The organism is Vescimonas coprocola, assembly GCF_018408575.1.
Taxonomy (GTDB): Bacteria; Bacillota; Clostridia; order Oscillospirales; family Oscillospiraceae; genus Vescimonas; species Vescimonas coprocola.
Genome location: NZ_AP023418.1, coordinates 2,174,846 through 2,197,227, shown reverse-complemented (window position 1 = coordinate 2,197,227; position 22,382 = coordinate 2,174,846). Strand labels below are relative to the sequence as shown.

Below are 22,382 nucleotides of genomic sequence, written 5' to 3'. Positions count from 1 at the left end.
CACAAACGGTTGATTTGTGATAAAGAGGGCGATGGACAGACCATCGGAATGCATATAAAAACACGGGGTCTGCGGCAGCGCCGCAGACCCCGTGTCCGGAATGAGAAGGCTTATTCGTAGATTTTGGCGGTCTCCTCGCCTCGCAGCACCCGCAGAGCGCCCTCTGCCAGCGCCAGCAGCTCGCCCTCGCCGGGGTACACCGTCACCGGTGCGATCCAGCTGACGTAGCCCTTCAGGGCGTCCACTGTCTCCTGACCGTGGGCAATGCCGCCGGTAAGGATGATCTGATCCACCTGCCCTTTCATGGCGGCGGCCATAGCACCGATCTCCTTGGCGACCCGGTAGTGGAAGGCGCCGATGACCTCCCGCACCTTGGCGTCGGTGGCGGCCCGGCGCATCAGCTCCTGCATATCCGTGGAGCCGGTGTAGGCCAGCAGACCGCCGTTGCCGGTGATCATGCGGCGAATCTCCTGCTGGGTATACTTGCCGCTGAAGCACAGATCCACCAGTGCGCCGCTGGGCAGTGTCCCGGACCGCTCCGGGGAGAAGGGACCCTCGCCCTCCAGAGCATTGCCGGTGTCCACCACCTCGCCCTTGACGTGAGCGCCCACGGACACGCCGCCGCCCATGTGGCAGACGATGAGGTTCAGGGACTCATAGGGCTTGCCGATCTCCTTGGCGTAGCGCTTGGCCACGGCCTTCTGGTTCAGGGCATGGAAAATGCTGCGGCGGGTGATGAGGGGGTGGCCGGAGTAGCGGGCCAGAGGCGCCAGCTCATCCACCACGGGGGGATCCACGATGTAGGAGGGGATGTGCAGCGCCGAACCGATCTCACGGGCCAGCAGGCCGCCCAGATTGCTGGCATGGTGGCCGTAGGGACCCTTTTTCAGGGTGTCGATCATGGCATCGGTGGTGAGGTAAGTACCGCCGTGGACAGGCTTGAGAACGCCGCCCCGGCCGCACACGGCGCTGAGGCTCTCCAGCGGGATACGGTGCTCCTCCAGCGCCTTCAGGACCAGCCGGCGGCGGAAGGCCTCCTGCTGGGGAATGGTTTCGAACTGGGCCAGCTCCTCGGCAGAGTGGTGCAGGTTCTCCTCAAACAGCATCTTCTCGTCGTCAAACACGCCGATCTTGGTGGACGTGGAGCCGGGATCGATGGTCAGAATTCTGTAAGACATAAGACATACCTCCTGTATGCGTGTATCGTTTGCTCTTTTTTTAACGAATCGATTATAACACCGGCCAAAACCTCCGTAAATGGCATTTTTCACCATTTTGCAGCACTTTTTTGCAGGAAATCCTGTTTATTTTTTGCCTGCATTGACAGGCGGGAGGCCGAGCGGCACTTACGCCTGCCCGGAGGAGGTGTCCAGCTGCAGGACCACGGGGCAGTGGTCGCTGCCGTAGACCTCCGTGCGGATGGCGGCGTCCGTCACACGGGGCAGCAGCCGCCGGGACACGATGAAGTAGTCGATGCGCCAGCCGGCGTTCTTCTCCCGTGCATGGAAGCGGTAGCTCCACCAGGAGTAGGTGACCTCCTCCGGGTGCAGGGTGCGGAAGGTGTCGGCAAAGCCGCTTTCCAGCAGCCGGGTCATTTTCGCTCGCTCCTGGTCGGAGAAGCCGGGGTTTTGGCGGTTGGTCTTGGGATTTTTCAGGTCCATCTCCTGATGGGCCACGTTCAGGTCGCCGCAGTACACCACGGGCTTTTTCCCGTCCAGCTCCAGAAGATACGCCCGCAGATCGTCCTCCCACTGCATCCGGTAGGGGAGCCGCTTCAGCCCGTCCTGACTGTTGGGGGTATAGCAGCACACCAGATAGAAGTCCGGGTACTCCGCCGTGATGACCCGGCCCTCGTGGCGGTGGATATCCGCTCCGAAGCCGTAGGTGACGGACAGGGGCTCCTCCTTGGTCAGCACCGCCGTGCCGGAGTAGCCTTTTTTATCGGCGGAGTGGAAGTAGCGGTGATAGCCCTCCAGATCGAACACCGCCTGCTCCGGCTGGAGCTTGGTCTCCTGCAGGCAGAGAATGTCCGGGTCCTCGTTTTTCACATATTCCAGAAAGCCCTTGGTCAGGCACGACCGCAGGCCATTGACGTTCCAGCTTACCAGCTTCATGGGGGATTCCTCCTGTTTTCGGCGGGATTTTCTGATATTATACCGTGTTTCCGCGGGAAAAGCAACAAAGCGGTTGACAGACCGGGCGGCATGGGATAAACTGAACGTGTCTATCGTCCCGGCCCGTGGCTCCGTGCGCCGCTGCGGCGCTTTTTCTTTGCCCGGACGATGGCGGTTCTATGCCTGCAATTTTAAGCCGTCCTTCCATTCGGGACGGCGGAAAAGGAGATATCCACCCATGGAAAAGAAGAAGTTCTATATCACTACCCCTATTTACTACCCCTCCGACAAGCTCCACATCGGACACACCTACTGCACCGTGGCCACCGACGCCATGGCCCGCTATAAGCGGCTCACCGGCTGCGATGTCATGTTCCTCACCGGCACCGATGAGCATGGCCAGAAGATCGAGGACAAGGCCAAGGCTGCAGGCAAGACGCCCAAGGAGTTTCTGGATGAGATCGTGGAGGGCCCCAGAGGGATCCTCGACCTATGGAAGCTGATGAACATCTCCAACGACCGGTTCATCCGCACCACCGACGACTATCATGTGGCCTCCATCCAGAAGATCTTCCGGAGGATGTATGACAAGGGGGATATCTATAAGGGGACCTACCGGGGCAAGTACTGCAAGCCCTGCGAGAGCTTCTGGACCGAGAGCCAGCTGGTGGACGGCAAATGCCCCGACTGCGGCCGTGAGGTGACAGATGCCGAGGAGGAGGCCTACTTCTTCCGGCTGAGCAAGTACGCCGACCGGGTGCGCCATCTGCTGGAGGACACGGATTTTCTGGAGCCCCGGAGCCGTGTCAACGAGATGGTCAACAACTTCATCAAGCCCGGTCTGGAGGATCTGTGCGTCAGCCGCACCAGCTTCTCCTGGGGCATCCCGGTGGACTTCGACCCCGGCCACGTGGTCTATGTGTGGGTGGACGCTCTGTTCAACTACACCACGGCGCTGGGCTTCCTGAATGACAAGTATGACGACTACGAGAAGTACTGGCCCGCCGATGTCCACTTCGTGGGCAAGGAGATCGTGCGCTTCCACTCCATCATCTGGCCGGCCATGCTCATGAGCATGGAGATGCCCCTGCCCAAGAAGGTCTACGGCCACGGCTGGCTGCTGCTGGACGGCGGCAAGATGTCCAAGTCCAAGGGCAATGTGGTGGATCCCTATCTGCTGGCGGAGAAGTTCGGCGTGGATGCCCTGCGGTTCTTCCTGCTGCGGACCTTCCCCTTCGGCAGCGACGGCAATTTCTCCAATGAGCTGCTGATCCAGACCATCAACATCGATCTGGCTAACGATCTGGGCAATCTGGTGAGCCGCACCACCGCCATGGTGGAGAAGTACTTCGGCGGCACCCTGCCCACGGAGCGGCAGGAGGGCGAGCCGGATACGGAGCTGAGGGCCATGGCCTCTACCCTCCGGGATCGCTATGAGGCGGAGATGGAGCGCTTCCAGTTCCAGAATGCGCTGGAGCAGGTGTTCAAGACCATCCAGCGGGCCAACAAGTATATCGACGAGAACGCCCCGTGGGCGCTGGCCAAGGATCCCGCCAACCGGGTGCGGCTGGCTACGGTGATGTATCATCTGCTGGAGACCATCCGCATCTGCGCTACGCTGCTGACGCCCTTTATGCCGGAGAGCGCCGAGAAGATCTTCGACCAGATCGGCGCCTGTGAGGGCTGCCGGACATGGGAGAAGGCCAACGTATGGGGCTCCCTGCGCCCGGACGCCACGGTCCATAAGGGCGAGGCTCTGTTCCCCCGTATCGACGCCGAAAAGGCGCTGGCAGAGCTGGAGGAGCTGGAGGCTCAGCAGCGCAAGGCGGCGCTGCCGGCGCTGGAGGTGGAGCCCTACACGGAGGAGAAGGTGGACTTCGACACCTTCTGCAAGTCCGATCTGCGGGCGGTGAAGATCAAGAACTGCGAGCCGGTGAAAAAGAGCGACAAGCTGCTGAAGTTCACGCTGGATGACGGCTCCGGCACGGATCGGGTCATCCTCTCCGGCATCCGGCACTACTATGAGCCGGAGCAGCTCATTGGTAAGACCGCCGTGGCCATTCTGAACCTGCCGCCCCGGAAGATGATGGGCATCCCCAGCTGCGGGATGCTGATCTCCGCTGTCCACAAGGAGCGGGGGGAGGAGAAGCTGCACCTGCTGCTGCTGGACGACGCTATCCCCGCCGGCGCCAAGCTGTGCTGAGACGCCATATGATATCATAATAAATAACAAACAGGCGGGCGGCCCATCGGGCTGCCCGCCTGTTATTTATATGTGCTTGTGCGGGGCATTTTCCGGTCTGCGGCAGCAAAAAAACCGGCCCGAAGAAAAATCGGGTCGGAAGGGGTTGACAAACGCAGACACATTTGGTACAATAAGACGCTTATATTCGGATAGTGGGGCCATATTCCCATCTCATCCGTAAGTGTATGATACCAGCTTTCGGCGGAAATTACAAGCGGGAACGGCAGAAAACGGACAACTGACCCGTGCGTATCACGACGAAGGCGGCGCCCTCACGGCGAGGGAGAGCCTGTGCCGGAGACGGCCCCTGCGGAGGCCGGGACAGGCGGCGTGGATGTGTAAGAGGATGTTAAAAAGCTAAAAGAAAGGCGTGAGTGTTGAAGATGGCCAAGGACAAGTACTATGGCAAGACCCTGCGAAAGAATTTTGCCAGACACGAGGAAGTCATGGCGATGCCCGACCTGCTGGAGATCCAGAAGAAATCCTACAAGTGGTTTCTGGACACCGGCCTGCGGGAGGTGTTTGCGGACGTAGCCTCCATCACGGACTATGCCGGTAATCTGGAGCTGAGCTTTATCGATTACAGCATGGACGAGAAGCCCAAGTATGACGTGGAGGAGTGCAAGGCCCGTGACGCCACGTATGCCGCCCCCATGAAGGTCAGCGTGCGGCTGCGGAACAAGGAGACGGGCGAAATCAAGGAGCAGGAGATCTTCATGGGTGATTTCCCCCTGATGACCCACTCCGGCACCTTTGTCATCAACGGCGCCGAGCGTGTGGTGGTCAGCCAGATCGTCCGCTCCCCCGGCATCTACTACGGCAAGGAGATCGACCTCAAGACCGATCTGCCCCTGCTGACCTCCACCGTCATTCCCTACCGTGGCGCATGGCTGGAGTACGAGACCGACACCAGCGAGGTGTTCTGGGTCCGCATCGATAAGAACCGGAAGCTGCCCATCACCTGCCTGATCCGTGCGCTGGGCCTCAAGACTGACAGCGAGATCATGGACCGCTTCGGTGACGATCCCCGCATCGTGGTGACTCTGGAGAAGGACGCCTGCAAGACGTATGAGGACGCCATGCTGGAGATCTACCGCAAGCTGCGTCCCGGCGAGCCCCCCACGCTGGACTCCGCCGAGACCCTGATGCAGAACCTGTTCTTCGATCCCCGGCGGTACGATCTGAGCATCGTGGGCCGGTATAAATTCAATAAGAAGCTGACCCTGTGGACGCTGGCCAAGGGCCAGCAGCTGGCTATGCCTGTGGCCGATCCCGCCACCGGCGAGATCCTCTTCGACGAGGGCCACGTCCTCACCGGCGCAGAGTGCCGGGAGCTGGACGCCATCGGCGTGGCGGAGGTCTCCGTGAAGCTGGACAGCGGCGATGTGATCCGGGTGTTCACCAACCGGATGTGCGACATGAGCCGCTACGTGGATTTCGATCCCAAGGAGTGCTGCGGCATCAAGGAGCGGGTGCGCTTCGACGTGCTGCAGGAGCTGCTGGGCCAGTACAGCGGCGAGGAGCTGATGGAGCAGTGCAGGCTCCACGCCGACGATCTGGTGCCCAAGCACATCATCGTGGACGACATTCTGGCCTCCATCAACTATATGAACGCTCTGGCCCACGGACTGGTCAACAAGGATGATATCGACCATCTGGGCAACCGCCGCCTGCGCTGCGTGGGCGAGCTGCTGCAAAACCAGTTCCGCATCGGCTTTAGCCGCATGGAGCGTGTCATCCGGGAGCGCATGACCATTCAGGATCTGGATATCGTCACGCCCCAGAGCCTCATCAACATCCGGCCCGTTACGGCGGCCATCAAGGAGTTCTTCGGCTCCAGCCCCCTGAGCCAGTTCATGGATCAGACCAACCCCTTGGCGGAGCTGACCCACAAGCGGCGTCTGTCCGCTCTGGGCCCCGGCGGCCTGTCCCGTGAGCGTGCCAACATGGAGGTCCGTGACGTGCATTACAGCCACTATGGCCGTATGTGCCCCATCGAGACGCCTGAAGGCCCCAACATCGGCCTGATCTCCTATCTGGCCACCTATGCACGGGTCAACGAGTACGGTTTTATCGAGGCCCCCTTCCGCCGGGTAGAGCATCCCTCCGGCCGTGTCACCGACGAGATCACCTATATGACCGCCGACGTGGAGGATCAGTACATCGTCTGCCAGGCCGCCGAGCCGGTGGACGAGAACGGCTGCCTCATCGGGCCCCGTATCACCTGCCGCCATCAGGACGAGACCATTCAGGTGGAGCCGGAGTACGTGGACTATATGGACATCTCCCCCCGTATGATGGTGTCCATCGCTACGGCCATGATCCCCTTCCTGCCCAACGACGACGCCAACCGTGCGCTGATGGGTGCCAATATGCAGCGGCAGGCCGTGCCTCTGCTGCGGCCGGAGGCCCCCATCGTGGGCACCGGTATGGAGCACAAGATCTGCCTGGACTCCGCTGTGGCGGTGCTGGCCGAGGGCGACGGTATCGTCACCAAGGTGGACGCTACCAACGTGTCCGTCAAGTATGACGCCGGCGAGACCAAGGACTATAAGCTCATCAAGTTCCTGCGCTCCAACCACGGCACCTGCATCAACCAGAAGCCCATCGTTTCCGTGGGCGAGCGGGTCCACGGCGGCGACGATCCCACGGTGCTGGCTGACGGCCCTGCCACGCAGGAGGGCGAGATCGCTCTGGGCCGCAACATTCTGGTGGGCTTCATGACGTGGGAAGGCTACAACTACGAGGACGCCGTGCTGCTCAACGAGCGGCTGGTGAAGGAGGATGTGTATACCTCCATTCATATCGAGGAATATGAGATCGACGCCCGTGACACCAAGCTGGGGCCTGAGGAGATCACCCGTGACATCCCCAACGTGGGCGAGGATGCTCTGAAGGATCTGGACGAGCGGGGCATCATCCGGGTGGGCGCCGAGGTCCACGCCGGGGACATTCTGGTGGGTAAGGTCACCCCCAAGGGTGAGACCGACCTCACCGCTGAGGAGCGCCTGCTGCGGGCCATCTTCGGTGAGAAGGCCCGTGAGGTGCGTGATACCTCCCTGAAGGTGCCTCACGGCGAGAGCGGCATCATCGTGGATGCCAAGGTATTTACCCGTGAAAACGGCGACGAGCTGGGGCCGGGCGTGAATCAGGTGGTCCGTGTCTACATCGCTCAGCGCCGCAAGATCCAGGTGGGCGACAAGATGGCCGGCCGTCACGGCAACAAGGGCGTCGTGTCCCGTGTGCTGCCTCAGGAGGATATGCCCTTCCTGCCCGACGGCACGCCGCTGGATATCGTGCTGAATCCTCTGGGCGTTCCCTCCCGTATGAACATCGGTCAGGTGCTGGAGGTCCATCTGGGCTATGCCGCCAAGACGCTGGGCTGGAAGGTGGCCACCCCCATTTTCGACGGCGCCACCGATAAGGATATTTCCGAGGCCCTGCAGCTGGCGGGTCTGGACCCGGAGGGCAAGAGCTGGCTGTACGACGGCCGCACCGGCGAGCGCTTTGACAACAAGGTCACGGTGGGCTATGTGTACTTCCTGAAGCTGCACCATCTGGTGGATGATAAGATCCACGCCCGTTCCACCGGCCCCTACTCTCTGGTGACCCAGCAGCCCCTGGGCGGCAAGGCCCAGTTCGGCGGCCAGCGCTTCGGTGAGATGGAGGTGTGGGCGCTGGAGGCCTACGGCGCCAGCTACACCCTGCAGGAGATCCTCACCGTCAAGTCCGACGATGTGACGGGCCGTGTCCGGACCTATGAGGCCATCGTCAAGGGCCACAACGTGCCGACCCCCGGCGTGCCGGAGTCCTTCAAGGTGCTGGTGAAGGAGCTGCAGTCCCTGTGCCTGGATATTCAGGTGCTGGACGAGGACGGCAACCAGATCGAGCTGAAGGAGGACGAGGACGCTCTGGATACCTTCAATCTGGCCCGGATGGATGCCGACGACGAGCGCCAGAACCGCTATGCCGACGACAACGAGCTGGCGGATGCGGGCTTTGACTACGTGGCCGACGAGGAAGTGGACGCTTCCTACGACGGCGACGGGGAAGAATTTTAAGGACAGGAGGAGCAGCATACTATGAGTTACGCAACATTTGACGCCATTAAAATCGGAATCGCTTCTCCGGAAATGATCCGTGAGTGGTCCTACGGCGAGGTGAAGAAGCCGGAGACCATCAACTACCGCACCCTGAAGCCGGAGCGGGACGGCCTGTTCTGTGAGCGCATCTTCGGGCCCACCAAGGACTGGGAGTGCCACTGCGGCAAGTATAAGAAGATCCGCTATAAGGGCAAGATCTGCGACCGCTGCGGCGTGGAGGTCACACGGGCCAAGGTGCGCCGTGAGCGCATGGGCCACATCGAGCTGGCCACCCCCGTCAGCCATATCTGGTACTTCAAGGGTATCCCCTCCCGGATGGGCCTGCTGCTGGACATCAGCCCCCGCATTCTGGAGAAGGTGCTGTACTTCGCCGCCTATATCGTCACCGATCCCGGCGAGACGCCGCTGGTGAAGAACCAGATCCTCTCCGAGAAGGAATACCGGGATATGCGGGAGAAGTATGAGGATGACTTCGATGCCGGTATGGGTGCCGAGGCCGTGAAGAAGCTTTTGCAGCAGGTGGATCTGGAGGGCCTGAGCCAGCAGCTCCACGCCGAGCTGAAAACCGTCTCCGGCCAGAAGAAGGCCCGTGTGGTGAAGCGGCTGGAGGTGGTGGACGCCTTCCGCCTGTCCGGCAACAAGCCGGAGTGGATGGTCATCGACGTGCTGCCGGTGATCCCCCCGGAGCTGCGCCCCATGGTGCAGCTGGACGGCGGCCGGTTCGCTACCTCTGACCTCAACGACCTGTATCGCCGGGTCATCAACCGCAATAACCGTCTCAAGCGCCTGATGGAGCTCAACGCCCCCGATATCATCGTCCGCAACGAAAAGCGGATGCTGCAGGAGGCCGTGGATGCCCTCATCGACAACGGCCGCCGTGGCCGTCCCGTCACCGGCGCCAATAACCGTGCCCTCAAGTCTCTGAGCGATATGCTCAAGGGCAAGCAGGGCCGCTTCCGCCAGAACTTGCTGGGCAAGCGTGTGGACTACTCCGGCCGAAGCGTTATCGTGGTCGGCCCTGAGCTGAAGATCTACCAGTGCGGTGTGCCCAAGGAGATGGCCGTGGAGCTGTTCCGCCCCTTCATCATGAAGAAGCTGGTGGAGGACGGCTCCGCCAACAACATCAAGTCCGCCAAGAAGATGGTGGATAAGGGCCGCACCGAGGTGTGGGACGCTCTGGACGAGATCATCAAGGATCACCCCGTGATGCTCAACCGTGCGCCTACGCTGCACCGTCTGGGCATTCAGGCCTTCGAGCCGGTGCTGGTGGAAGGCCGTGCTCTGAAGCTGCACCCCCTGAACTGCACCGCCTTCAACGCCGACTTCGACGGCGACCAGATGGCGATCCACGTCCCCCTGTCCGCCGAGGCTCAGGCCGAGGCTCGTCTGCTGATGCTGTCGGCCAACAACCTGCTGCGTCCCCAGGACGGCGGCCCCGTCACCGTGCCTACGCAGGATATGGTGCTGGGCTCCTACTACCTGACCTTCGAGCGGTTTGAAAACGGTATGTGCCAGATGACTAATGACGAGTTCTGGCCCGAGGGCATCGACTTTGCGCTGGCCGGTAAGAGCTACGACGAGCTCACCGACGAGGAGAAGGAGCAGAACCGCCTCAACGTCTACCGGGACGAGGACGAGGTGCTGATGGCCTACAACGAGCACATCATCGGCATCCACCAGCCCGTGTGGGTGCGGGTGGAGAAGAAACTGGGCGACGAGACGCTGCGCCATGTGGTGCGGGCTACTCCCGGCCGGATCATCTTCAACCGCAACATCCCCCAGGATCTGGGCTTTGTCAAGCGCTTCAACGAGGACGGTACGCCCTCCGATAAGTTCTTTGACTATGAGATCACCGAGACCTGCGGCAAGAAGCTGCTGGGCAAGATCGTGGACCGCACCATCAAGCAGTATGGCTTTACCATCGCCGCCGAGGTGCTGGACAACATCAAGGCCACCGGCTATAAGTACTCCACCCGTGGCTCCATCACCATCTCCATTGCGGATATGACGGTGCCTGAGAAGAAGTATTCCCTCATTGCCGAGACGGAGCAGCGAGTGGTGGATATCGAGGACCAGTACAACATGGGCTTCATCACCGACGAGGAGCGCTACAAGCTGGTGGTGCGTGAGTGGGAAAAGACCACCAACGATGTTACCGACGCACTGACCGCCAGTCTGGATAAGTATAATCCCATCTTCATGATGGCCGACTCCGGCGCCCGTGGCTCCATGAAGCAGATCCGTCAGCTGACCGGTATGCGTGGCCTGATGGCCAACACCGCCGGTAAGACCATCGAGATCCCCATCAAGGCAAACTTCCGTGAGGGTATGTCCGTGCTGGACTACTTCACCTCCTCCCGTGGCGCCCGTAAGGGTCTGGCCGATACGGCTCTGCGCACCGCAGACTCCGGTTATCTGACCCGCCGCATGGTGGACGTGTGCCAGGATGTCATCATCCGTGAGGATGACTGCGGCGTGGACAAGGGCATCGTGGTGTCCGAGATCAGCGAGAACGGCCAGGTCATCGAGAAGTTCTCCGAGCGTGTCAAGGGCCGCTTCCCGGTGCGGGACATCCTGAAGCCCGGCACCGACGAGGTGCTGATCTCCAAGGATCACATGATGACCGAGGACGACGCCGCCCTGATGGAGAAGTTCGATATCCACTCCGCCGAGATCCGCACCGTGCTGACCTGCAAGGCCCACAGCGGTATCTGCGCCAAGTGCTACGGCATGAACCTGGCCACCTCCAAGCCGGTGGGACCCGGCGAGGCCGTCGGCATCATCGCCGCACAGTCCATCGGTGAGCCCGGTACCCAGCTGACCATGCGTACCTTCCATACCGGCGGCGTGGCCGGCGGCGATATCACCCAGGGTCTTCCCCGAGTGGAGGAGCTGTTCGAGGCCCGCAAGCCCAAGAAGATGGCCACCCTGTCGGAGATCGCCGGTAAGGTCCGCTTCGAGGATGCCACCAAGGGCAGCCTGCTGAACATCATCGTCACCGCCGACGACGGCGATACCCGGACCTACTCCATGCCCCACACCGGTCTGCAGGTGCGGGACGGCGAGGTCATCGAGAAGGGCCGCCAGCTGCAGGACGGCGCACTGAATCCCCACGATGTGCTGCGGATCCGTGGCGCTTCGGCGGTGCATAACTACCTCATTCAGGAGGTCCTGAAGGTGTACCGTCAGCAGGGCGTGGACATCAACGATAAGCACATCGAGGTCATTGTCCGCCAGATGATGCGCAAGGTCCGGGTGGAGGACGCCAATGACGCCACCGGCCTGCTGTCCGGCGCCATGGCCGACGTGCTGGAGGTGGAGGACGAGAACGCCAAGGTGCGGGCCCGCATCGCCGCCGGTGAGGTCAACGCCGAGACCGGTGAGCCGCTGCAGGAGGCCACCTATACCCAACTGCTGATGGGTATCACCAAGGCATCTCTGGCCACCGATTCCTTCCTGTCCGCTGCCTCCTTCCAGGAGACTACCAAGGTTCTGACCGAGGCCGCCATCAAGGGCAAGGTGGACCATCTGGTGGGCCTGAAGGAGAACGTCATCATCGGTAAGCTGATCCCCGCCGGCGCCGGCCTGAACGCCTATCGGCACTTCGCTGAGGAGCTGGTGCCTGAGGAGGGCGCTGCCGACAGCGTATCCATGGAGGAGAACATGCCTGCGGAAGAACCTGCCGACGAGACGGAGGAGTAAGCGATCCCTATCATAACGTACTGAAAAGAGCGTTCCCTGGGGTAGCTGTCCATAAAACAGGTTTTGAGAAACAAATACTATGGCAGTTGCCGGACAAGGGTTGCTGACAAAAGGGGTATGTGTCATTAAGGCACATGCCCCTTTGCTTTTGCAGTTGCCTTTGTTGATGGTAGATGGATAGGATGGATTTTGTACGATTTAAGGTCGATAATCCGGAATTAGCTTCCCTGTGAGCAACGCAAAAATCATGGGCAACGATGCGTCCATGCCCTTGCACAAGTACAGCTCATAGGTCAGTTAAATGCCGATTTCCAACCTGTTTCATAAGGGTACTTCTGATATCATCTTTCAGAAAAGTAGTCAGAAATCTCTCACTCAAACCAATCCTTGTGAGGATAGGAAAGAAGTTTGCGGAAACGATAATTTTGTCCCTTATTCCGCGCTTCTGCAATCTGTGTACTGCGCTCACCGTTCCATTCGCTATTGCATGGTTACAATTAGTTATTCACCATCCAATGAACAGTGGGATCCCTTTCCATAAGCAGCACATCATTTACAGCGATAGAAACCTCTGAATTTGAAAACTGTTTTCGCCTGTCCTGCCGAGTAAGTAGGATAGACAAGCACAAAGAAACATGCTATAATTTCCATAAAAGCTCTAAAAGGCCACGTTAACATGTCAGGTCGCTGTCTGGCGGCACTTATTAACGGAGGTTTGGGTTATGAATGACAAACAAACGAAAAAGGCTATGGTCGATGCAATCAATGTGATGATCCGCCACGCGGACAAGGGTCCTTCCGGATTTTGGGTGGAGGATCACGAAGGCTGCGGCAATCCAGCGGTCTTTCCGGAATTTGAGGAGGGCTTGAAGCGAGGAAGGCTCGTCCAGAAAGAGCATTATTTTTGCCCATGGAATACCGCCATTATGTACGGCGATGGGCATGGCAACATAAACACAGGGTGTTACCATAGCTGTTCTATTGACAAAGCGAGGTATCTGTCTGCTCAGGAACTGAAAGAGATTCTTGTCCGCTTCAAAACACGCATGGAAAATAGAGATTACGATTGCGTTGACCATTTATCGCCGTTGCTGACAAAAGCCGAAAGCAGACACATAGAGGATCGCATTCTTGCGGAGCAGCATGAGTGCGAACGCTGCGAAAGGCAAAAGCGGCAGGATCGGCTCAAAAAAGCCGCTGCTCTGATTGCCAAGTATCCAGATGAAGAATCGCTTTTGGCAATCAATTATGGAGAAGATACATGCGTAGATGAAGAAGACGGCCTCGTATTTTTCAATCCGGATTCTCGTAAGGATGTCGTTGGCGCAGAAAAGATGTCCTATGATGAATATCTGGATGTCCAGCTTGCTTCTTTAGGGCACGCTTATCGTTCCGGATTTGCAAACGGCATATTTAATTATCTGCTTGAATTCAAAGGACAGATTGAGAAAGTCAATCCAAAACATATTTGCTTCAAGCGGATCTTCATTAGTGGAATGTACACCGATGGGACAATGTTTGATGATAAAGAGGATCACGTCTGGATGGACAAATCCGGCTTTGAAGAGTGCGCCGTTGGTGACAGTGTTTCGTTCTGCGCCGAGGTCTACCGCTATGTAAAAACCGGAAATGGAAAACTGATTGATTACGGACTGCGTAACCCGACAGGCATCCAAAAGATCGAAGCCTACGAGCTTCCCAGCGATGATGAACTGATTATGCAGGAAGTTAAACAGCTTATCTGCGAGACTTGCTTTCTAAGCGAGCGGTGCAATCGCAATTACTGCATGATGGATCCAAAGCAAAAGCATTTGCTCGAACAAGAAATGTTCCATGCAATAAAGGCACAGACAGATAAGGAGACGCAGAAATGAAACGATCCTTTCTTATGTGGGGACTTGTAATTGCATTGTTGCTGAGTGGGTGCGGATCGTCAGCATCCCGTGTTGAAACACTGAAAAGCTGGTCTTTCCAGTATAACGAGGGAACAAGCGATTACAGCCTTTTCTTTGGTTTGGCTGATAAAAATGATAAGTCCCTGTCAGCCGATGTTGATGTGGATATTCGAATCGTAAATGATGCGGATGAAGAGGTTTATGCTGGTACAAAGTCCGTTTCTACTGATGATTTCAGTTATTATTCCAGCCAAGCTGCCGGAGAGCAATATCTTGCCAATGTGAGAATCCCTGCCTCTGAGATCAAAGCCGGAAAATCCGCAAGCGGGAAGGTTTATTTCACCGTGTACAAGGAAAACGCAGTTCAGTTTGACGAAGCAAACTGCGATGCTCTGTATTGCTTGCCTATTGAAGATGTTCAAGTGACGTTTGATTCATTTCCGCTGGATCTGAAGGTGAAAGACTTCATGGGGAGTACGGCATCCGTGATCCAAATTCAAGGAGCCGAGTTTACGTTTGACAAAGACTATTCTCCGCAGCTGACCATTACGATTACCGGAGAAAAGAAGAGCGGGAGCAGTGATTCCGGGTATGATATGATTAGTTATAAGCTGTATGACAGTGCGGGTTATCTGGTAGACTCCGGCAATATATACCTATCTTCTCTGAGCGCCGGAGATAAATTCAAGGATGACTCTGTTGTGATCTATGGCATTACTCCCGGCGAATCCTACACATTCCAGTTATCAGAGTATAGCTGGTGAGCTTTCGTAATTTTTCACAAACATAAGGGCTTGGGACTATTCCAAAAATGAAAACAGGGCGTTTCGGCGGTTAGCCGGAACGCCCTGTTTTTTCGGTGTGGGTACTCACCGGATTTGCTTGCTGCTCTGCAAGGAAATCCCGGTCAACCCACGCCGTTTTTCGCAAGTGTAGCTACACTTGCTGAGCTTGTTCTTCCTCTCATAATCGCATTGACTCGAACGTTTGTTCTCGTTATAATTAGGCTGAGAGATTAAAAAAGTCTTGGAACGCAGCTGATTTTCATTGGAAAATGGTGGCATCGCCGCCTTGATTACCGGCTTGCACAGGCGAACGAGCCTGTTAAGGACACGCAGCGAGGCGAAGCCGATTCCTTGACTGGCACGGGCGGCTGTGCGACCCGGCGAACTGCCTGTAAGTCTCCTGTGAATCCCTGTACATTGCCCAATGGAATCCCGGAAATTGTCGCGATATACTGAATAGCAATAGGTCATATCACGCACTTTGCTCCGGGAGATTCATGCGGCAATGCTCGGAAATCTGAATGAAAAGGAAGGTGCAAATGGATAACAAGAAACGTAACGTCCAAGTGGAATCGGACGGCAGCCGCAGTGCCCTCGTTCCTCTCTGGCAGGAGTTACCGCAGATCACGGTACGCCTGAAAGAAGGAAACACCATCTACCGCTTTCCTGCCAGCTTTGACGGAATGCACACCCTTCCCGAAAAAGCGGTGAAGCTGATCGACTCCGAGGGGAGTGTGTGATCGTGACCAACAGCAACCTTGTCTTGGCAGACTGTCCTCTGATGATGGAGGAATCTACTATGAAGCAGTCTGACAAAATTACCGCGCTGTATTGCCGCCTGTCCCGTACGGTCCGACGCAGACTGCCCGGATGCTGAAAGAGGATCATGTGTTGACGCCCACCGTTTATCAGGACAGGCAAAAACGAAAAGTCCGCTGCGCTTTGCCGGAGAATCCATACAACTGGAACGGCAGTACCGTTGCTGCAATTCTGGAACGGATGGAGTATTGCGGGCATACCGTGAACTTCAAAACGCACCGGCAGTCCTACAAAATCAAGAAGATCATCGAGAATCCACCGGAGCAATGGAAGATATTCCGAAACACCCATGAAGCCATTGTGGATGAGGACACCTTTCAGCGGGTACAGGAGCTGCGCCGCAACAAACGCAGACCGGCAAGAACGGGCAAGAGCAATCTCTTTTCCGGCGCTGCCTACTGTGCCGATTGTGAGGAAAAAATGTACTACTGCACCTCGCGGAACTTTGAAGAACGACAGGATCATTTCGTCTGCTCTACCTCTCGCAAGAAGGGAAAAGACGTGTGCGGGACGCACTTCATCCGCGCGGTCGTTCTGGAAAAGGGTGTGCTGAAATTTCTGCAAATCCTGCTTTGGTATATCTCCGATTGCGAGGATCTGTTCCGCGATAAGCTGGGTGCAAAGCGTAAGGAGGACTTCAAGAAAGAACTCGCCGCAAAGCGCAGACAGCTCACGCAGGCACAGCGCAGGATGGAAGAGCTTGACCGTCTGTTCAAACGGCTCTATGAGGACAAGATCTCCGGCAAAATCAATGATAGCCGATTTGAAAAGCTGTCCGCCGACTATGAAAATGAGCAAGCAGAGCTGACGGAGAAGATGCAGCTTTTGGAGCAGGAAATTACCCAGCAGGAGGAAGAAGCCGACAGCATTGAGCAGTTCATCCTCCGGGCGAAGAAATATCCCAACTTGCAGGAACTGACGCCCGCTGTGCTGCATGATCTTGTGAACAGGGTCTATGTTTCCGCGCCGGATAAGAGCAGCGGGCAGCGAGTGCAGGATGTGCATATCAGCCTTGCCTGCATTGGTTTCCTGCCGGAGAGCATCATTGCCGAAATGCTCACGCACGCAGCAAAAAGCAGAACAGCGTGACTTCCGCCACGCTGTTCTCTCTAAACCTTATAAACCTGTCTTATGCGCCACTACCCGCGGGGCGCTCTTTTTTCTGCCCGGAAACGGAGGATTTTCCCGATGGGCTGCGTTGGTCCATTTCCGGGGAATTGGTCATTTCGACGGCATAGCGGAATCTGAGGCCGGAAAAACGTAGAAAAATTCCGCCATACGGAATGAACGCTTGACGCAGACCGGTGGAGACGGTATGATAGAGAAAAATATCCGTCGGAGAAGGGAGAGCACCATGATCTACTATACCGCCGATCTGCACTTTCACTATGCACCGCTGCTTCCCTCCCGGCCCTTTGCCACCGTGGAGGAGATGGACGAGGCACTGGTGAAAAACTGGAACGACACCGTGGGGTCGGAGGACACCGTCTATCTGGTGGGAGACATCGGCTGGAACGGCGGCCGGGTGCCGGGAGAGCTGCTGGAGCGGCTGTCGGGCCATAAGCACCTGATCCGTGGCAACCACGACACCGGCTATGAGGACGCCGGGCGGCTGTACCGCTGGTTCGAGACGGTGACGGACTTCAACGAGATCGACGACGGAGAGACCCACATCCTCCTGTGCCACTATCCCATGCTGTACCGCAAGCGGGGCTACATGATCCACGGACACCTCCACCACGGGCGGGGCCGGGACTATGAGCTGCTGCGGCAGCTGCCCCGTGTGCTGAATGCCGGGGTGGACGTGAACCGCTATCGTCCGGTGACGCTGGCGGAGCTGGTGGAGAACAACCGGGCCTTCTATGCCGGGGAGCGGGACGACGAGGTGCCACCACCGCCGCCTATGGAGCGAGGGCTGCCCGGAAGTCTGCCGGGAAAGCCGGACTTCCGGCCTATCCCCCGGCGGAAGGAGGACGTATGATGCCGCAGGAAAAAGGAAGCGTGCGGTCGCTGGGCAAGGCACTGGAGCTGCTGGAGCTGCTGAACCGGAGCCGGGTCCCCATGACCCTTCAGGCGCTGAGTCAGGCCTCCGGCTATCCCAAGAGCACCATCCACTCGCTGCTGGCCACCCTGCGGAGCTACGGCTGCATCCGGCAGGAGTCGGATGGCCGGTACTATCTGGGGACAAAGCTGTTCGAGTGGGGCTGCGGCGTGTCCGCTGCGTGGGAGATCACCCGCTGCGCCCGTCCCCATTTGGAGCGGCTGGCCCAACAGACTCAGTATACGGCTCTGCTCTCCTGCGTGGAGGGCAGCGACATCGTGGTCATCGACCAGCGGGTCAGCGGCACGGGGATCCAGGTGGCCTCGGAGATCGGCGGCCGTACGCCCCTTCACGCCACATCGCAGGGGAAACTGCTGCTGTCCCAGCTGCCGGATGCCACGGTGCGCTATCTGATGAACGGTCAGGGCATGGATCCCTTTACCCCCCATACCATCGTGGACCTGGCGACGCTGACGGAGGAACTGGAGCGTATCCGCCAGTGGGGATATGCCATCGAAAACGGCGAGTACAAGATCGGCTTGCGGTCCGTGTCGGCTCCGGTGTTCGACCGGGAGGGGCAGATGCGCTACACCCTGACGGTGGTGGGCCTGTTTCGCCATGTTGCCTCCGGGGAGTTCGAGGAGGCGGTGGACATGGTCTGCGCCGCCGCCGGGAGTCTCAGCCGGGAGCTGGGCTATCATGCGTAGGGCGTTCCGCCATACGGAATTATGTTCTGCTTTGCGAAAAGGATATTTTCTTTTGCCGGGGCAGATGGTAAAATAGACTTACGATAGAAAAGACTGCCGCCATGGTGCGGCGCTCTTTTCGACGAGCGTGATATGCAAATGAGGATAACGGAGGAAAAGCAGTGAAGAGAACGAGTGGAAAGCGGTGGATATCGCTGGTACTGGCAGTGTGCCTGTGCCTGCTGGTTGGCTGCGGCGGCAAGCAGACGGGCTACGACCCCCTGAAAGGGGTGGAGACCCGGATGATCACCGACTCCGCCGGACGGCAGGTGGAGATCCCTGCCGAGATCACCCGCATCGCACCCAGCGGCTCCACAGCCCAGATGATCCTGATGCCGGTGGCCTATGACCTGCTTGTGGGGCTCAGCAGCAGCCCCAGCACGGCACAGATGTCCTATTTTCCGGAGGAGATGCGGTATCTGCCCACCTTCGGCCAATTCTACGGCAGCAAGGCCAGCCTGAATATGGAGTCCCTCATCGCCGCCCAGCCCCAGCTCATTATCGACTTGGGCGACGCCAAGGACAGCATCGCCAAGGACATGGACACCATTCAGAAGCAGACGGGCATCCCCACCATCTTCATCGAAGCGGATCTGGATGATATGGCGGCGGCCTACCGGACGCTGGGGGACATTCTGGGGCGGCAGGAGCAGGCGGAGGAACTGGCGCAGTTCATTGACCGCACTGTCACCATGGCCCAGACCAACGCCGCAAAAATCCCGGAGTCTCAGCGACTCAAGGTGCTCTTCGGCACCGGCTCCACGGGCCTTGCCTGCAACGCAGCCGGGTCCGCACAGGCGGACGTCATCGACCTTGTGGGGGCGGTGAACGCCATCATCCCGGAAGAAATTACCAACCGGGGCGGCGGTACCACCGTCAGTCTGGAGGAGGTATACGCCGTGGAGCCGGATGTTATTCTGCTGGCCTCCGGCGGCCCCTACGATACCCTGACGGAAGGGGACTGGGCGGGCCTCACCGCCGTGCAGCAGGGGCGGTACTACGAGATACCGGGCCTGCCCTACGACTGGATGAGTTCCCCGCCGTCGGTGAACCGGGTGCTGGGCATCTGGTGGCTGGGGAATCTGCTGTACCCCCAGCTGTATGACTACGACATGACGGCTGTGGCACAGGAGTACTACCGGCTGTTCTGGCACTATGACCTGTCGGCGGAGGAGGCGGCCGGGATGCTGAGCCGATCCACCCTGCGGACGTGACCCCATACGGGGAGGAGAACCTGCGAGGAAGAAGTGCAATATCCGCCTGCGGCGGCTGAGCCGGTGGATGCTGGCCTGCCTGACGGCGGTATGCCTGCTGCCGGGAAGGACGGAGGCCGGCGGCAAGCCCTCCGCCGGAGGGACAGACCCCTCTGCCCCCCGGCGGCAGTCAATCCAATGGACAGACCGGCCAGAAGGGCCGCATTACCGGCGAACCCGGCGGCGCACGGGTGCTGTATTTCAAAAAAGAGAGGGACGAATAAATGAGCACCTTGTTTCACAATATCCTGCGGGCAGTAGCCAGCGCCATGGAGATCCCGGTGGTGATCTGCCTGCTGCTGTTGGCGTTTTCCGTGTTTTCACTGGGTTGGTGGCTGGCGGAGCTTCTGGGAGAGCGGCGGCATATGAACGCCAGTCTGCCCCGGCTGCTGGAGACCATGCGAAGCGGCGAAAAGCCCCTGCCGGACTGCATCGCCGCTGCGGTGTGCCTGTGTGTGTATCCACGGTGCGCCGCCGGTGGTATAACGGCTATATGGCGGATCTGGAAAAGCGGGGTGAGGTGTACTATGATGCCAAGACCGGCACCGATTACATCGTCCCCAATGCGGCGGGGAACTGACCCATGGAGAAGCTGATGACCGGGAGGACCTACCGGCGGCGCTTTCTCCTGCTGGGCGGGGTGTGCCTGCTGCTTCTGCTGGGCTCCATGCTGGTGGGGCGCTACGGTCTGTCTGCGGGTAAGCTCCTGCATATGCTGTGGACAAGGCTCACCGGCGGCGCTGCGGACTGGTCCGTCAGCGACGAGAAGGTGGTGTTTGCCATCCGCCTGCCCCGCATTGCGGCGGCGGCGCTGGTGGGCGCAGCGCTGGCCGTCTCCGGTACGGCCTATCAGGGGATGTTCCGCAACCCCATGGTGTCGCCGGATATTCTGGGAGCCTCCACCGGCGCAGGCTTCGGCGCAGCGTTGGCTATCCTGCTGGGGGCCGGGTATTTCGGCATCTCCCTGTCCGCCTTCTGCTTCGGCCTGCTGGCCGTGGCGGCGGCGTGGCTGGTGAGCCGTCTGTCCCGCTCAGACCCCACGGTGGCGCTGATCCTGGCGGGTATGATGATCTCCTCCCTGTTTTCCGCCGGGACGTCCTTTATCAAGCTGGTGGCGGATACCCAGCAGCAGCTGCCCGCCATCACCTATTGGCTCATGGGCAGCCTCAGCTCCATCAAGGCCGAGGACGTGCGCTTTCTGGTGCTGCCGGTGGCGGTGGGACTGCTGCCGCTGTTTTTCCTGCGCTGGCGGATGAACCTGCTGACGGTGGGGGAGGAGGAGGCCCAGTCCATGGGCGTGCGGACGGGGGCACTGCGTCTGGTGGTGATCCTGTGCGCCACGCTGCTGACCGCCGCCAGCGTGGCGGTGTCCGGTATGATCGGCTGGGTGGGTCTGGTGATCCCCCACTTCTGTCGTATGTTGTTCGGCTACGACTACCGGCGGCTGATCCCGGCGGCGGCCCTGTTCGGGGCGGCTTTCCTGCTGGCGGTGGATGACATCGCTCGGCTGGTGACCACCGGTGAGCTGCCTCTGGGTATCCTGACAGCCTTCGTGGGAGCGCCGCTGTTTCTGTATCTCATCATCACGGGAGGGCGACGGCATGAGCATTGACGTGGAGAGACTCTCCTTTTCCTACGGCACTCACCCGGTGCTGCGGGATGTCAGCTTCCGGGCCGAGCCCGGACAGCTGGTGGCAGTGCTGGGGCCAAACGGGGCGGGGAAGAGTACCCTGTTCCGCTGTATGCTGGGCTTTCTGCCTCACTATCAGGGGAGCATCTCCCTGTGCGGGCGGGACGTGCGGCATCTGCCCCGGCGGGAGCTGGCCCATCTGGCGGCGTATATCCCCCAGTCCAGCCAGCCGTTGTTCGACTACACCGTCCGGGACACGGTGCTTATGGGCGCCGCCGGAGGGCTGGAGCCTCTGCGGCAGCCGGGACGGCAGCAGCTGGAGACGGCGCAGCGCATGATGGAGCTGGTAGGCATCGCCCCGCTGGCAGACCGGGGCATCCGCCGCATTTCCGGCGGCGAGCGGCAGCTGACCCTCATTGCACGGGCCTTGGCCCAGCAGGCGAGGATCCTTCTGATGGACGAGCCCGCCGCCAATCTGGATTACGGCAACCAGTTTAGGCTCCTGCAGCAGGTGCGCCGCCTGACGGAGCAGGGCTACACGGTGCTGCTGTCCACCCATAATCCGGAGCACGCCCTTCGCTTCGCCACCCATGTGCTGGCCCTCCACGGCGGCACGGTGGCGGCCTGCGGCCCGGTGGAGGAGATGCTGACGGAGGAGCTGCTGCACACCCTGTACCGTATCCCTCTGACGGTGGCGCAGGTGCCGGTCACCGGTGGCACGGTCCGCAGCTGCGTCTATGACCCGGCCAAGCCGTGAAGCTGTATATCATGTCCTGTGGGGCTGCATATCAAAATTTTCAGAGAGGAAGGGACCTGCACATAAAGCAGCACAGGAAGCGTGTATCGGCGCTGCTGCTGACTTTGTGCATGGTGCTGAGTCTGGTGATGCCGGTCTCGGCTCTGGACGGGCAGGTGCAGGCAGAGCGGCGGGAAGGCTATGACGTTGCCGCCATCCACTATACGGACGGCGAAGGCAATGAGCGGCCTTTACCGAGACGGCTTCCGGCTACGCCGATACCCTGCCGGAGGGCGTAACGGAAGAGCAGGTC

General features: G+C 59.3%; 16 protein-coding genes. 14 read left to right on the top strand and 2 right to left on the bottom strand.

Translation table 11 applies throughout. From position 1 onward, the window contains the following. Positions 1-110: 110 nt before the first annotated feature. Positions 111-1,178, bottom strand: a complete 1,068-nt coding sequence (gene buk / locus KJS28_RS10800) for a butyrate kinase (RefSeq protein WP_213540938.1) — start codon at positions 1,176-1,178, stop codon at positions 111-113. A gap of 168 nt (positions 1,179-1,346) precedes the next feature. Beyond that, the gene (locus KJS28_RS10795) at positions 1,347-2,114 is read right to left on the bottom strand and encodes an exodeoxyribonuclease III (protein ID WP_213540936.1); all 768 of its coding nucleotides are present in this window, start codon (positions 2,112-2,114) and stop codon (positions 1,347-1,349) included. A 238-nt stretch (positions 2,115-2,352) separates the two neighbouring features. Here KJS28_RS10795 and metG point away from each other — a divergent pair, with 238 nt between their 5' ends. The 14 genes from metG (at position 2,353) to KJS28_RS10725 (ending at position 22,368) form a co-directional block, all read left to right on the top strand. Beyond that, the gene (gene metG, locus KJS28_RS10790; RefSeq protein ID WP_213540935.1) at positions 2,353-4,317 is read left to right on the top strand and encodes a methionine--tRNA ligase; all 1,965 of its coding nucleotides are present in this window, start codon (positions 2,353-2,355) and stop codon (positions 4,315-4,317) included. A 425-nt stretch (positions 4,318-4,742) separates the two neighbouring features. Then, positions 4,743-8,420: a DNA-directed RNA polymerase subunit beta gene (gene rpoB, locus KJS28_RS10785; protein WP_213540933.1), complete on the top strand. Its 3,678-nt coding sequence runs from the start codon at positions 4,743-4,745 to the stop codon at positions 8,418-8,420. A 21-nt stretch (positions 8,421-8,441) separates the two neighbouring features. After that, a complete protein-coding gene (rpoC, locus tag KJS28_RS10780) occupies positions 8,442-12,164 on the top strand; it encodes a DNA-directed RNA polymerase subunit beta' (RefSeq protein WP_213540931.1) in 3,723 nt (1,240 codons plus the stop codon). Positions 12,165-12,886: 722 nt separating this feature from the next. Further along, positions 12,887-14,038, top strand: coding sequence for a hypothetical protein (locus KJS28_RS10775; RefSeq protein WP_213540930.1), 1,152 nt, complete (start codon positions 12,887-12,889; stop codon positions 14,036-14,038). Then, positions 14,035-14,823: a hypothetical protein gene (locus tag KJS28_RS10770; RefSeq protein ID WP_213540928.1), complete on the top strand. Its 789-nt coding sequence runs from the start codon at positions 14,035-14,037 to the stop codon at positions 14,821-14,823. The genes KJS28_RS10775 and KJS28_RS10770 overlap by 4 nt, the downstream gene beginning before the upstream one ends. Before the next feature lie 560 nt (positions 14,824-15,383). Beyond that, positions 15,384-15,584 carry a hypothetical protein gene (locus KJS28_RS10765; protein ID WP_213540927.1) on the top strand — a complete coding sequence of 67 codons (201 nt, stop codon included), beginning with the start codon at positions 15,384-15,386 and terminating at the stop codon, positions 15,582-15,584. 130 nt (positions 15,585-15,714) lie between these two features. Beyond that, a complete protein-coding gene (locus tag KJS28_RS10760) occupies positions 15,715-16,752 on the top strand; it encodes a DUF4368 domain-containing protein (RefSeq protein ID WP_213540926.1) in 1,038 nt (345 codons plus the stop codon). A gap of 226 nt (positions 16,753-16,978) precedes the next feature. Next, positions 16,979-17,644 (top strand): metallophosphoesterase, encoded by a 666-nt coding sequence (locus tag KJS28_RS10755; protein ID WP_213540924.1) that lies wholly within the window; start codon positions 16,979-16,981, stop codon positions 17,642-17,644. Beyond that, complete coding sequence (locus KJS28_RS10750; protein ID WP_213540922.1) at positions 17,641-18,411, top strand: IclR family transcriptional regulator; 771 nt, start codon at positions 17,641-17,643, stop codon at positions 18,409-18,411. Before KJS28_RS10755 ends, KJS28_RS10750 begins: the two co-directional genes overlap by 4 nt. Before the next feature lie 161 nt (positions 18,412-18,572). Then, positions 18,573-19,664 (top strand): ABC transporter substrate-binding protein, encoded by a 1,092-nt coding sequence (locus KJS28_RS10745; protein ID WP_213540921.1) that lies wholly within the window; start codon positions 18,573-18,575, stop codon positions 19,662-19,664. A gap of 263 nt (positions 19,665-19,927) precedes the next feature. Next, positions 19,928-20,299, top strand: a complete 372-nt coding sequence (locus KJS28_RS10740) for a hypothetical protein (protein ID WP_213540920.1) — start codon at positions 19,928-19,930, stop codon at positions 20,297-20,299. Next, positions 20,287-21,315: a FecCD family ABC transporter permease gene (locus tag KJS28_RS10735; protein WP_228298388.1), complete on the top strand. Its 1,029-nt coding sequence runs from the start codon at positions 20,287-20,289 to the stop codon at positions 21,313-21,315. Before KJS28_RS10740 ends, KJS28_RS10735 begins: the two co-directional genes overlap by 13 nt. Further along, a complete protein-coding gene (locus KJS28_RS10730) occupies positions 21,305-22,090 on the top strand; it encodes an ABC transporter ATP-binding protein (RefSeq protein ID WP_213540919.1) in 786 nt (261 codons plus the stop codon). Before KJS28_RS10735 ends, KJS28_RS10730 begins: the two co-directional genes overlap by 11 nt. Beyond that, positions 22,087-22,368, top strand: a complete 282-nt coding sequence (locus KJS28_RS10725; RefSeq protein ID WP_213540918.1) for a hypothetical protein — start codon at positions 22,087-22,089, stop codon at positions 22,366-22,368. The genes KJS28_RS10730 and KJS28_RS10725 overlap by 4 nt, the downstream gene beginning before the upstream one ends. The last annotated feature ends 14 nt before the right edge of the window (positions 22,369-22,382 follow it).